Annotated in this window: 10 protein-coding genes and 3 pseudogenes; 10 read left to right on the forward strand and 3 right to left on the reverse strand. The window is 57.8% G+C overall.

The window, feature by feature from the left end; translation table 11 throughout:
• The 7 genes from PH551_RS31960 to PH551_RS31990 all read left to right on the forward strand — a co-directional run.
• Positions 1-205 (forward strand): nitrogenase component 1 (locus tag PH551_RS31960; RefSeq protein ID WP_281420129.1); only part of this gene is annotated, 205 nt, incomplete at its 5' end.
• 58 nt (positions 206-263) lie between these two features.
• Positions 264-1,754 carry a nitrogenase iron-molybdenum cofactor biosynthesis protein NifE gene (gene nifE / locus PH551_RS31965; RefSeq protein ID WP_018247183.1) on the forward strand — a complete coding sequence of 497 codons (1,491 nt, stop codon included), beginning with the start codon at positions 264-266 and terminating at the stop codon, positions 1,752-1,754.
• 9 nt (positions 1,755-1,763) lie between these two features.
• Positions 1,764-3,119 carry a nitrogenase iron-molybdenum cofactor biosynthesis protein NifN gene (gene nifN, locus PH551_RS31970; RefSeq protein ID WP_004672660.1) on the forward strand — a complete coding sequence of 452 codons (1,356 nt, stop codon included), beginning with the start codon at positions 1,764-1,766 and terminating at the stop codon, positions 3,117-3,119.
• The gene (nifX, locus tag PH551_RS31975; RefSeq protein WP_018247182.1) at positions 3,116-3,610 is read left to right on the forward strand and encodes a nitrogen fixation protein NifX; all 495 of its coding nucleotides are present in this window, start codon (positions 3,116-3,118) and stop codon (positions 3,608-3,610) included. Before nifN ends, nifX begins: the two co-directional genes overlap by 4 nt.
• 3 nt (positions 3,611-3,613) lie before the next feature.
• The gene (locus PH551_RS31980; protein ID WP_009991126.1) at positions 3,614-4,102 is read left to right on the forward strand and encodes a NifX-associated nitrogen fixation protein; all 489 of its coding nucleotides are present in this window, start codon (positions 3,614-3,616) and stop codon (positions 4,100-4,102) included.
• 731 nt (positions 4,103-4,833) lie between these two features.
• Entirely contained in the window at positions 4,834-4,920 is an 87-nt protein-coding gene (locus PH551_RS33110; RefSeq protein ID WP_237350514.1) for a hypothetical protein, read from the forward strand.
• Between the two features lie 226 nt (positions 4,921-5,146).
• Complete coding sequence (locus PH551_RS31990; protein WP_004675922.1) at positions 5,147-6,079, forward strand: cation diffusion facilitator family transporter; 933 nt, start codon at positions 5,147-5,149, stop codon at positions 6,077-6,079.
• A 607-nt stretch (positions 6,080-6,686) separates the two neighbouring features.
• Here PH551_RS31990 and PH551_RS31995 read toward each other — a convergent pair.
• Entirely contained in the window at positions 6,687-7,415 is a 729-nt protein-coding gene (locus tag PH551_RS31995; protein WP_004675921.1) for a carbonic anhydrase, read from the reverse strand.
• Positions 7,416-8,068: 653 nt separating this feature from the next.
• Between PH551_RS31995 and PH551_RS32000 the strand changes: the two are divergent.
• Positions 8,069-8,221: pseudogene (locus PH551_RS32000) on the forward strand (biotin/lipoyl-containing protein); the annotation flags it as partial.
• A gap of 173 nt (positions 8,222-8,394) precedes the next feature.
• Positions 8,395-9,815, forward strand: a pseudogene (locus tag PH551_RS32005) (ISNCY-like element ISRel10 family transposase).
• Between the two features lie 6 nt (positions 9,816-9,821).
• On the opposite strand, the gene PH551_RS32010 reads toward PH551_RS32005, so the two are convergent.
• On the reverse strand, positions 9,822-10,559 hold the full coding sequence (locus PH551_RS32010; RefSeq protein ID WP_004675918.1) for a hypothetical protein: 738 nt from the start codon (positions 10,557-10,559) through the stop codon (positions 9,822-9,824).
• A 311-nt stretch (positions 10,560-10,870) separates the two neighbouring features.
• Between PH551_RS32010 and PH551_RS32015 the strand changes: the two genes are divergently transcribed.
• On the forward strand, positions 10,871-12,241 hold the full coding sequence (locus PH551_RS32015; protein ID WP_004675917.1) for an ISNCY family transposase: 1,371 nt from the start codon (positions 10,871-10,873) through the stop codon (positions 12,239-12,241).
• Between the two features lie 231 nt (positions 12,242-12,472).
• On the opposite strand, the pseudogene PH551_RS32020 reads toward PH551_RS32015, so the two are convergent.
• Positions 12,473-12,778: pseudogene (locus PH551_RS32020) on the reverse strand (hypothetical protein); the annotation flags it as partial.

A 12,778-nucleotide genomic window follows, 5' to 3' on the forward strand; every position in this document is an offset into this window, starting at 1 on the left:
GTATCTCGAGCGCGACACCGGCACCCCATTGATCCGGCTGACCTTTCCGATATTCGACCGGCACCATCACCACCGTTTCCCGCTCATGGGCTACCAAGGCGGCCTGCGCGTCCTGACGACGATCCTCGACAAGATCTTCGACAAGCTCGATCGCGAGACGAGCGAGCCGGGTGTGACGGACTATTCTTACGACCTGACCCGCTAGGAGCGGCGGCGGTCGGCCTTGTGAGGCCGGCCGCCTTCATCTGAACTTGGAGACCGCAATGCCCTTGCTCAATGCTAAAGTCCAGGATGTCTTTGACGAGCCTGCCTGCGAGAAGAACCGCAGCAAGGATTCCAAGGCGCGCAAAAACGGCTGTTCGAAGCCGCTGATCCCCGGGGCGGCAGCCGGCGGATGCGCTTTCGATGGCGCCAAGATCGTGCTGCAGCCGATCACCGACGTCGCGCACCTGATCCATGGGCCTCTCGGCTGTGAGGGCAATTCCTGGGACAACCGCGGATCGGCTTCCTCAGGTCCAACGCTCTGGCGCACCAGTTTCACGACCGACCTCACTGAAACCGAAGTGGTGATGGGGCACGGCGAGCGGAAACTTTTTAAAGCAATCCGCGAGATCAAGGAGGCCTATGCTCCACCGGCGATTTTCGTCTATTCGACCTGTGTGACAGCATTGATCGGCGACGACATCGAGGCCGTCTGCAAGCGGGCCGCGGAAAAATTCGGCCTTCCGGTGGTGCCGGTCAACGCACCGGGCTTTGCCGGCTCCAAGAACCTTGGCAATAAGCTCGCCGGTGAAGCGTTGCTCGATCATGTGATCGGCAGCGTAGAGCCGAACGACGTGACCGCCTACGACATCAATATCATTGGTGAGTTCAACCTATCCGGCGAGTTTTGGCTGGTAAAGCCGCTTCTTGACCGGCTGGGGATCAGAGTAAGGGCCTGCATTCCAGGAGACGCCCGATATCTTGACATTGCTTCTGCGCATCGCGCCAAGGCGTCCATGTTGGTGTGCTCGACAGCACTCATCAACCTCGCCCGCAAAATGGAGGAGCTGTGGGATATCCCGTTCTTCGAAGGCTCCTTTTACGGAATTACCGACACCTCGGAAGCACTCAGACAGATCGCCAAGCTGCTCGTGATGCAGGGGGCGGATCCCGAAATCCTCGAGCGCACCGAGGCATTGATCGCGGAGGAGGAGGCGATTGCCTGGATGAAACTCGCAGCATATCGACCAAGGCTTGAAGGCAAGCGCGTGTTGCTCAACACCGGCGGCGTCAAGTCCTGGTCGGTTGTCCATGCGCTGATGGAGGTGGGCATCGAGATCGTGGGCACCTCGGTCAAGAAATCCACGCCTGAAGACAAGGAACGTATCAAGCAACTCCTGAAAGACGAAAACCACCTGTTCGAGTCAATGGCGCCGCGCGAGCTTTATAACATGCTCGCCGACGGTAAAGCCGACATCATGTTGTCTGGCGGGCGCACGCAATTCATCGCGCTGAAGGCCAAGACACCTTGGCTCGATATCAACCAGGAACGCCACCACCCCTATGCCGGCTATGACGGCATGGTGGAGCTCGTTCGCCAGATCGATCTTGCTATTCACAATCCGATCTGGATGGAGGTGCGGGAGCCGGCACCGTGGGAATGCCAGCATGCGGTGGAAGAAGAACTGACGAATACCAAGAGCGAGAACGAGACTGGGTACGTCTTGCAAAACTTTGTCGGCGCGGTCGCCGGCAGCTTCTGCAAGCGTTGAGGAAAGCCGATGGTTCAAGTCTTTCCCCAGACCAAATCAGCTGCGGTCAATCCGCTGAAATCGTCGCAGCCGCTCGGCGCCGCGCTCGCCTTTCTTGGCGTCGAGCGTGCCGTGCCGCTGTTCCACGGCAGCCAGGGCTGCACCAGCTTGGCGCTGGTACTTTTAGTCCGGCACTTTAAGGAAGCCATTCCCTTGCAGACAACGGCATTGGACGCAGTGGCGACCATTCTTGGCGGCGCAGGCAATCTGGAAGAGGCGATCCTAAATCTCAAGAGGCGCGCAAAACCCAAGCTGATCGGAATTTGCACGACAGCCCTGGTGGAAACCCGCGGCGAAGATTTCGCAGGCGATCTCGCCAACATCAAGCGGGATCGTGCCGATGAGCTCGCGGGTACGGAGGTTGTGCTGGCGAATACCCCGGATTTCGAGGGAGCGATCGAAGAGGGATGGGCGAAGGCCGTCATCTCTATGGTCGAGCGCATCACCACTCCAGGCGAGCAGAGCCGCCACCAAAAGAAGATTGCGATCCTACCAGGATGGCATCTGACAGTCGCTGACATCGAGCTTCTGCGCGAAACGGTCGAAAGCTTCGGTCTGAAGCCGGTGATCCTGCCGGACATTTCCGGCTCTCTCGACGGCACGGTGCCCGGCGATCGTTGGGTTCCGACCACCTATGGCGGTACTCCCGTCGACGAGATACAAGAGCTTGGCACGGCGGCGCAATGTATCGCGATCGGCGAGCATATGCGCCGCCCCGCAGAGCTACTGCGGACCCGGACGGGAGTCCCTTACGCATTGTTCCAGTCGCTGACAGGATTGAAACGAGCCGACCGGTTCGTCTCGTTTCTTTCTGAGATTTCTGGTGCGCCGGTGCCAGCAAACATCCGCCGTCGCCGAGCACAGCTGCAGGACGCCCTGCTCGACGGACATTTCCATTTCGGAGGCAAGAAGATCGCAATTGCTGTGGAGCCGGACCAGCTCTACCAATTCGCTACCTTCTTCACCGGCATGGGCGCCGAAATCGCGGCAGCGGTCACCACGACCGGCACCTCAAAAATACTCGCGGAAATGCCGGCCGAATCGCTCCAGGTCGGTGATCTTGGCGATCTCGAAGAACTTGCCGTCGGCGCTGATCTTCTCGTCACGCATTCGCATGGACGACAAGCGGCGGAGCGCCTTGGGATTCCGCTCATGCGGGTGGGCTTCCCGATATTCGACCGACTCGGCAGCCAGCATAAGCTCACAAGTCTCTATCAGGGAACGCGCGACCTGATCTTCGATGTTTCCAACATCTTCCAGGCCAATCAGCGCGCGCCGTGTCCTGGATCGCTTGATCCCTCCCGCAAAGGAGAACTGCCTAGATGATCGCCGCTCGTCGCCTTTCCCTCGTCCCTGACGGGGTTCACTCGTCAGCTCCAAAACGGAAGGCTGGCGCGTTGCGCGTCGCAATCGCCACTCAAGATATGAAATCTCTCGACGCCCATTTCGGATCGGCAAAACGTTTCGTCGTCTATGATGTGAGTCTCGACGACTGGAAACTGGTGGAAGTCCTGGACTTCGAAGACGTTTCCGACCAGAGCGGAAAGCATCGGAACGAGGACGTCGATCGTATTAACCCGAAGGTGAAGGCGTTGGAAGGTTGTCACTTATTGTTCTGTCTGGCGATCGGTGGGCCATCGGCAGCCCGAGTTGTTTCGGCCAAAATCCACCCAATTAAAGTATCCGATCCTCAACTGATCGAAGATGTTTTGTCGCGAACTCGGGCGATGCTCAGGACTACTCCGCCACCCTGGTTACGCAAGGTGCTAACCGAAGCAGGCGCCATTGAAAAGAAGCCTTTCGATGAGGAGGACTAGGACATGGGTACATTGACAGGAAGTACGAATGGCCCTGCTGTCAACGAAGATGGGGATCTCGCCACCCCTTTTCTCAGATGCCTGATAAGGCTCATCCGCGCTCAGGATGCCCATGGGGCGTGGGAAGGCAAATCGGACACTGACCTGCTGGCCGACTTCATCCTCACCAAGGAGCAGCGCCGTAAGATCCCGATCATAGGCGATCCGGATCCTGATGTGCTGTGGAGGCTACAGAATTTTTACAGTTGCGTGGGGCTTGTGATCGAAGAGTGCACAGGCCTGTTGGCATCGCCGATCATGACGATCGGCCATGAGGGCTTCGGCCGCTTGCTTTTGACGACTGGACGGTTGGTCGTTCTGTCGAAGACCCTGCGCGATGTCCACCGGTTCGGCTTTGAGACGCTAGGCAAGCTCGCCGAGACCGGCACGAAAATGGTCGATGACGCTATTGAAGTTATCGAAACCTATCCCGACGTGGCGCGGGCATCATGACATCAATTTTCGAGGAAAGAGATCATGTCAGACATTGTGGAGCAGCTGAAGAAGGTCCGCAAGCTGCAGTCCCGCGCCGCCGCTGCCAAAATCTCAGCATTTGCAATGGCCAGAACGAGAGTTCGATGGTGAGCTCACTGGCATGATCATGGCTCTCAACCACGCGGCGGTTGCCGCCTGAAGAACTGCCAGACTCTCGTTGCCGCAGACGACATTGCTGCGCAATCTCGCGAACAAATCAGGAGAACGGTGTTGCGTTTCACAATCTTTTGCGGCCTCCTGCTGCTCGTCGTCTGGGCGAAGGCACTAACGAGTTACTTCGTCTGGCATTCCATCCACGAAGTCATCGTTGCAATGGTGGCTAGTTTGTTGCTTCTTCAGTGGGCGTATATCGCAAGCCTGCTCTTTTCCATCTGGCAATCCAGCCGTAATTACAGGAGTCGCCAAAGGGCTAGACGATCCGATCATCGCTAGACTAGAACGTGGTGTCAGCCACAGCCTATCATGAGGGCGAAAACCTCGGCGTTCTTTGGAACGCCTCTCATCAAATCAGATCCAACCATGAGTCAACGGAATTCGAACCTGCCGGATGACGTGGATGCGTCGAGAGCCCTATCGCCGCGCAAGCTCTGCAACCTCGGCCGTGCCATGATGACGTGTAACAGGTGGCCTGCTCATGCCCTATCTGTGGTGGCTCCGACTTCATTCGCGGCGGCGAGACCGTCAGCGAAGTGCTGGACTATGTTCATGCGTCCTTCCGTGTCGTGCATCATGTCCAGCCCCGCTTTACCTGCAAAGCAAAATTGGCCCTTGTTTAGATAGTCGAGGCCGCACTGCCAGAACACAGCGAGGCGATTTTGTCTTGTGGCCAGGTATGTGAAAGACGCTCATGCGAGCCAGCAGCACTGGACAGGAGAGGTCAGCATTTGAATTTAAAAAGGTACCTTGATCCAAAAGTGGATGTGCTCGCTTCAGTAGCTGAATTGGATGGTCTGTACCGCGTCCAGAGGACCATAAAGAAACGTAAGTTATAAGGCTGAGCCTATGAATTTCATGAGAACGGAGCAGGGGCTTCTCTGCGTTTCAATTGCCGTTACCATCCTCCTTGCCTGCATCGGCATTTTGTTCGGGATCATTTCAGGTTCGTTCGCAATCATATTCGATGGTGTCTACGCATTGACGGACGCTGCTATGACTGTCGTAGCTCTGCTTGTTACAAAGCTCATCGCGTCATCCGAAGCGCCCTCCAGCAAAGGAAAACTTATCGAGCATTTCACGATGGGGTTCTGGCATCTTGAGCCCATAGTCTTGGCTCTCAACGGCATTCTCATAACCGGGTCGGCTGTTTACGCACTTGTCAACGCAATCGGCAGCATTTTGCATGGGGGACGTCCGCTCAACTTTAGTCAAGCAATCGTCTACGCCGTCGTAACACTCGGTGTGACAGCCACCATGGGGGTTATTGGTGATCGAGCTAATCGTAAGATCAAATCTGATTTCGTTGCCCTGGATACGAAAGCTTGGCTGATGTCCGCCGGGCTAACGATCGGGTTACTCGTCGCGTTTGCCATCGGATATTTCATTCAGGGGTCTTCTTACGAATGGATCTCGCCGTTTATTGACCCGGTCGCGCTGGCATTAATCTGCATTGTGATCATTCCCATTCCGGCGGGCACGGTTCGGCGAGCGCTCGCCGACATACTGCTTGTTACGCCATTAGATCTCAAACAACAAGTTGACGCGGTCGCCAAAACAATCATCGAACGACATGGATTCATATCCCACCGGGCTTATGTGGCCCGGGTCGGCCGAGGCCGGCAAATCGAGCTACATTTCGTTGTCTCAGAGGACCTCCCGGCGAGGAAATTGCAGGAATGGGATAAGATCCGTGACGAAATCGGGCTCGCGATTGGTAACGAGGGTCCGAGTCGTCGGCTCACCATCGCCTTTACAACCGATCCTGAGTGGGCGGATTAGGATTTTGAACCGAATTTGGAGCCCTGTATCGCAGGCATTCCATAACGGGCGTGATCCTCGAACCGGATGCATAGCTCGGCGTTTTTTCCAGCCACCATGCGTCAATTTCACGGTTCGTACCAATCTTCGATCAATGCGGCCAGTTTCGATGCCGTAGTTTTCCGTTATGCCTCCAGGCGCGATACTCGATTCAGCGAATAGGGTTGGCTGAACCCAGATCGCGCCTTTGCGTTCAAGCTCCACAGGCGGTTTCGCCGTCTTGATCTTGTTGAGATCCTGCCGGAGGCCGATTGTCTCGCGTTCTTTGAAACGAGCGACGCCTATGTCCTTGTACTGGCTCAGGAGGGCGCGGCCCAGCTGCCCAGGTTCCGATAGATGTCATCGCACAGCTGTCGGACCTGTCGATTGAGCTCACCAAGTTGCGCAGGCGTATGGTCGGAAATTTCCAGAAGAGCGTCGCCCAGGCAGCCAGCTCGCGACCTCAGCTCCGGCCCGCGTAACCCGCCGGGTGATGCTGCGGGCGGCAAGGGTCATCAGCGACTATGGTTCCGCGAACGCGACGAGGCGCCCGCGGATAGCCGTCGGCAACATGAAGTCGCCTCGTAGGTCAGACCTTGTGCAGAAAATCGACCACGCCGGTATCGAGATCATAATAGGCGGGCACGATCTTCACCTTGCCTTCCTCGACCAGGCGAGAAACAATCGCACTTTCGGTGAGGATGCGCTCGGCGCCGTTGAAGGCATTGGCATGGACGGTGTTGTCGACAAAATTGTCGCCGCGATCGGTCTCCGCCAAAGCCACGGGCAGGATCGGCTGGGTCATCTTGCCGATTGAGCCATCGAGCTTGGTGCCCTTGGACACGACCTCGCAGGCGGCGGAGACCGCCCCGCAACGCTTGTGGCCCATGACGACGATCAGCGGCGCATGCAGATGTTCGGTGCCATATTCGATCGTGCCGAGCACATCGGTGTCGACCACGTTTCCGGCATTGCGGGCGACGAAGAGTTCGCCGAGCGTCACGCCGCCGAATACAAGTTCCGGCACGACACGGCTGTCGGAACAGGTCAGCACGATCGCCCAAGGTGCCTGGCTCTTGGCGACGTCCTGCCGGCGCTTGGAAATATTGGCGGCGCAGGCTTCCGTGTCGGCGACGAATTTCTTGTTGCCTTCCTGGAGTTTTGCCAGTGCTTCATCCGGCAGAAGGGCGGGAGCGTTCGAGGCGAATGCCGGCATGGTCATGTCAAAGCCTGCAGTCATGACGGCCACGCCTCCGATGCCGGCAAATTTCAGCAGGGAGCGACGGCTGAGTGGGGAGGAATTGCATTCAAAGCACATGGTATCGGTCCTTTTGCAATATCCGGGATGGCTGCGGAGAAATGGCACCTGCTCCAAGTCATGTCCGGCAATTCTCCGGGAATCGGAGAATGGCCGATTGGTTATGCCTTGATATAGCACTCATCAAGCGGAATTTTGACGCATCGGAGGAGCTAAGCCAATACTGGAGTATTGCCCCGGCCGTACGGTAGATCAACCCGGCCCTGACGGGTTCTGGCGAGGGATGCTCATGCGCGGCATATTGGGTTGCAAGGGACCCTTTGGGCGCTGCCTTCTGCTTCTTTAGTGGCTCCGCTGCCGCCGGCGGGATCGCATTCATTAACTCACTCGGGAACCTAGGAGCATTTGTGGGGCCGTTCGTTATAGGGTATCTCCGTAGTCAGCCCGGAGGTTTTTCCACAGGCCTATACGCTTTGGCAATCATGGGCCTAGCCGCGACAGTCATGTTGATTTTCCTCCTGCGCCTCCTGCGCCTCCTGCGCCAAACTCGATAGAAACAACCAGATGTTCTTGTGTTTGTTGTCACGTGAGCCGAGCCGGTTAGGTGCACAACGAGATGCGGCTCGGGTCCGCGAGGAACCAACAGCAAGAGCTCGCAAAATTCCTCAGCGTCACCGGCCGCCGTCTTCGCACCCAAGGCCGAACCCGGCAATGCCGACGATGTGCTGGTGTCGACCGAAGCGATGAAGGTGGAAACGGCAATTCACGCCGAGGAGAACGGCACGATCGCCGAAGTTCTCGTCAAAGCCGGCGACCAGATCGATGCCAAGGACCTGCTTGTAACTATCGCGGCCGGTTCAGCGTAAAGTTCCATAACATGCATTATGCTATTTGGTGTTGTAGAGGCTATTTAGTAATGCGACAGTTGGGCCAGTTAGAGATGCGACAATCTCGCCTCTCGACGACTGGTCAATGCCAATGTCGGGAGCAAGGATGACGACCTTCAGCCTGGTCGAGACCATGAGCGGTCGGAGTCGTCATGTCCTTTATGATCACTATGTCGCAGAAAGAATTGCATCGCCTCGAACTCATCCAGAAGATCCGTGACGAACGCCTGAGCGTTGTGCAGGCCGCCGAACGGCTCGACCTCAGTCGAAGTCAGGTCCATCGGCTGCTGCAGGCCTATGACCGGGATGGTCCGGCCGGGCTTGTTTCCAAGAAGCGATCGCGACCGAGCAACCGGCGCCATAGCGAGGAGTTTCGCAATGCGGCGCTGAATCTGATCCGTGAACGCTATCTGGATTTCGGTCCGACGCTGGCGCGTGAGAAGCTGATCGAGCTGCACCGGATCTCGGTCGCCAAGGAGACCCTGCGGCAATGGATGACCGAGGCCGGCATCTGGGTCTCGCGTCGGGAACGCAAGAAGCGGGTTTTCCAGCCACGCGGCCGACGTGATTGCTTTGGCGAACTGGTACAGATCGATGGCTCGCATCACTGGTGGTTCGAGAACCGTGGGCCCAAATGCGCCCTGCTCGTCTATATCGACGACGCCACCGGCAAGCTGCTGCATCTACGGTTTGCCGGCTCGGAGAACACCTTCGACTATCTGCACGCGACCAAGGCCTATCTGCAGCAATGGGGCAAACCGCTGGCCTTCTACAGTGACAAGCACGGCGTCTTTCGTTCGACCCATGCGTCGGAGAAGGACCGGACGAGCGGCCTGACACAATTCGGCCGCGCGCTTTATGAGCTGAACATCGACATCATCTGTGCCAATACCCCGCAGGCCAAAGGCCGCGTCGAACGTGCGAACCAGACACTGCAGGATCGGCTGGTCAAGGAAATGCGGCTGCGCGGCATGGACACGATCGAGGAAGCCAACGCCTATGCGCCTGAGTTCATTGCGGATTTCAACGCGCGTTTTGGCAAACAGCCGCGTAATCCGAAGGACATGCACCGGCCGTTGGCCGACCACTAGAACCTCGATGGCGCCATGTGCCGCAAGGAAGTTCGCACGCTGTCGCAGGCTTTGACGCTGCGCTATGACAAGGTGCTGTTCATCCTTGATCCGACAGATCTTTCCAGGTCCCTGGCGGGTAAGAAGGTCGTCGTTTGCGACTATCCGGACGGGCGCCTCGAGATCATGCACGAGAGCTTTGCCCTGCCCTACCGAACCTTTGACACGTTACGCTCCGTGCATCGCGCCGAGGTCGTCGATAACAAGCGGTTGGACGACATGCTGTCTGTTGTCGCCGAGCTGCAGGCTGGGCGGGAGCAGCAGCGCAGAAGGGCGGACCACGGCGAACTGGGCAGACGGACCATATGTTCGGCATTCGCGATGGCAGCACGGGGAACGGCTACCAGAAGCGTGGACGCAAGCCGAGAACGGATTACATGAACGATCCGGCGGTGATCGCACGGCGGGAGAAAGCGTTATTGAGGCAGCCGGCTGCGGAATAAAGGGCGTCAATGCACGCCGATATCGCTTTGCGTATCTGACTCCAATTGCAGGCAGGCGGACCAAAGCGGCGTCTTGTGGAAGGCTCCGTCTTGAAGAAGCGTGAGCCCTTCTCGTGCCTCATAAAGCAGGCCCAGCCAGCACAGGCGCCGCAGGACGCCATATTGGAGATCGAATTTGAGCTCCCAGGCTTCCAGGGTCATTTCGGTGGCGGACAGAGGTGCCGTGTCTGGATAGAGGATCTTCACGACGTCCAAAGGCGTACAGCCTTCTCTCGCCTTGATATTGAGAAGATTGAGGAACATGCGCCACCAGCGTAGGCGCGCTTGCACCTCAGCTTCCCGCTCGGTGGCATGGACATACGAGTAGAGATAGTCTGTGGCCACGAGATCGAAGAAGGCTTGCGGGTTCACCAGAAACTCCCGGCCGCGTCTGGTTGGCAGCAGCACATCCTTTTTCCGGCGAAGCAGCTTCAGATGGCGGGTCATGTCCCGCACGACCCAGAGCGGCGGCATGTCGCTTTCGTTCAGCACTTTGTTCATGCTGTAGAGGTCTTCGGCTGTGAAGTCGGGCCACAGGAAGTTCACAGCGGCCCAATGTACGAATTTGCGGTTCATAGCACCGGTCGCGGTCAATCCTATGCCACCCTCACCGTCAGCATAGGCAACGGACAGAAGCATGCCGCGAAGAAGAGGTGACAGCGCGGCGACATCGACGTCACCCTGCAGCTTGATTTCCGGAAGCATCGTGCAGCTTTGATCCCTACCCGCTCAATTCAGATAAAAGCGAGTATCAGCCGGCGACTGAACAATTGCTATTGAGAAAGCTAAAGCCGAAGAGGTGTTCTTTCACCCGCCCCCGCTCCGCCCTTTCAACCCGGCCCAGCCGGTCGGATCGGGGGCTGATCATCGGTGCCAGTGTCGCGTTTCTAACTGGCCGACAGCGTCGCAGCCCTATTCGGCTTTGACAACTACTGTAGCCGCAAAGTTGAAGTGTCCTGTTTCTGCAAAGTTGGAATGTCACACTCCCCGCGTTTTTCTGACGTGGGAGATTGCAGATGGGATTGGTAGCGATGAGCGAGCGTGATCTGCAGCGGATCGAGGTTTTGTCGAAGGTGATCGCCGGCCGAATGACGATGGTGTCGGCGGCACATGTGCTTGATCTGAGCGAGCGCCAGGTGCGACGCCTGTTGGATCGCATCCGCACGACCGGCGCAGCCTCGATCCGCCACACGGCGATCGGCCGACCGTCGAACAACCGGATCAGCGACGGTGTTCGGGATTATGCGGTGACGCTGGTTCGTGAACGTTATGCGGATTTCGGTCCAACGCTGGCGGCCGAGAAGCTTGCCGAGCGCGATGGATTGCGAGTGTCGCGCGAGACGTTGCGCGGCTGGATGACGCAGGCCGGATTGTGGCTGTCACGCAAGCAGCGGCGGACGTTTCATCAGCCGCGGCTGCGGCGCGAAGCCTATGGCGAGCTGGTGCAGATCGACGGGTCCGAGCATCGCTGGTTCGAGGATCGTGGAGATCCGTGCTCGCTCCTGGTGTTTGTCGACGATGCGACTGGCCGATTGATGCAGTTGCGGTTCGTGCGCTCGGAAAGCGCCTTCAGCTATTTCGACGCACTTGAGCTTTATCTGAAGCAGCACGGGGCGCCGATCGCCTTTTATTCCGACAAGCACTCGGTCTTCCGGGTGACGAAGAAGGAGGCCAAGGGTGGTCAGGGCATGACCCAGTTCGGACGGGCACTCTCGGAGCTAAACATCGAGATTCTCTGTGCAACCAGCCAGGCCAAAGGCCGTGTCGAGCGGATGAACCGGACGCTGCAGGATCGTCTGGTCAAGGAATTGCGACTGGCAGGCATCGACACCATGGAGGCAGGCAATGCGTTTTTGCCTGGCTTCATGGTGGACTACAATGGGCGGTTTGCGATTGTCCCTGCCCGATCCGATGACCTGCACCGGCCGGTAAATCTTGCACCGGATCGGTTGAAGGAGATCCTGTGCAAACGCGAGCAGCGCTATGTCGGATCGCAGCTGACGTTTTCGTTCGAGCGTAAGCGGATCATGCTGGAGGAGACCGACGTGACGCGCGGATTGGCCGGCCGCTATGTCGAGACCTATGCCTATGCCGACGGCCGCCTCGATGTACGATGGAAGGGACATTCCCTGCCCTACAAAACCTTCGACAAAGACCAGCGGGTGACGCATGCGGCGATCACCGAGAACAAACGGCTCGGCGACGTTCTGACTTATATCAAGGAGCGCCAGGACCAGCAGTCGAAGCCGGTGGTGATGACCAACAGCGAGAAGAACGGCTATGTGCGACGGGCTCACGGTCCGGGACGGCGGAAGGATTTCATGAACGATCCGGCAGTGATCGAACGCCGCAAAGCAGCGCTGGCAAAGCTTGACGCTGCGGAGTGAGGCGTCAATCGCATCGTCTCAAAGCTAAAGCCGAAGAGGTACTCCCTCACCCGCCCCCGCTCCGCCCTTTCAACCCGGCCCAGCCGGTCGGATCGGGGCTGATCATCAGAGCCAGCGTCGCGTTTCTAACTGGCTGACAATGTCGCCCCTCTAATCAGCTTTGACAGCAATTGTAACCGCAAAGTTAGAATGTAAGAACGACTGGCATCTATTGCTCGATCCATCTCCACCCTATTGCTGGAAAAGGTAAATGTCGCTCTGCATGCCTGATGGCCCCAGAGTGGCCGTGTAGGGCACACCATGGATACTGAAGTTGGTGGGTTTGTCCGCGCTCGGCAGCAAGTCAAACAAGTACATTGCAGGCAGAAGGTCATCTGGTACCGGTTGATTGCCGTGTTGCCAGCTCGGAGGGACAAATCCTCCCAAGTCGTCCACAGGCAGCGTGTACTGTGGGGTGCCGAAGATCGATGCCCCCAAGCTTTGCTCCCATGGTGCGTCTGGCGGATTGACGCTTTGCACCGGTGAATAGGCGGCTGA

The sequence above is a fragment of the Rhizobium atlanticum genome (assembly GCF_030182485.1).
Taxonomy (GTDB): domain Bacteria; phylum Pseudomonadota; class Alphaproteobacteria; order Rhizobiales; family Rhizobiaceae; genus Rhizobium.

Coding starts and splice junctions, on each gene's coding strand:
- nifE (WP_018247183.1), top strand. CDS start 264: ATGCCCTTGCTCAATGCTAAAGTCCAGGATGTCTTTGACGAGCCTGCC.
- nifN (WP_004672660.1), top strand. CDS start 1,764: ATGGTTCAAGTCTTTCCCCAGACCAAATCAGCTGCGGTCAATCCGCTG.
- nifX (WP_018247182.1), top strand. CDS start 3,116: ATGATCGCCGCTCGTCGCCTTTCCCTCGTCCCTGACGGGGTTCACTCG.
- PH551_RS31980 (WP_009991126.1), top strand. CDS start 3,614: ATGGGTACATTGACAGGAAGTACGAATGGCCCTGCTGTCAACGAAGAT.
- PH551_RS31990 (WP_004675922.1), top strand. CDS start 5,147: ATGAATTTCATGAGAACGGAGCAGGGGCTTCTCTGCGTTTCAATTGCC.
- PH551_RS31995 (WP_004675921.1), bottom strand. CDS start 7,415: ATGTGCTTTGAATGCAATTCCTCCCCACTCAGCCGTCGCTCCCTGCTG.
- PH551_RS32010 (WP_004675918.1), bottom strand. CDS start 10,559: ATGCTTCCGGAAATCAAGCTGCAGGGTGACGTCGATGTCGCCGCGCTG.
- PH551_RS32015 (WP_004675917.1), top strand. CDS start 10,871: ATGGGATTGGTAGCGATGAGCGAGCGTGATCTGCAGCGGATCGAGGTT.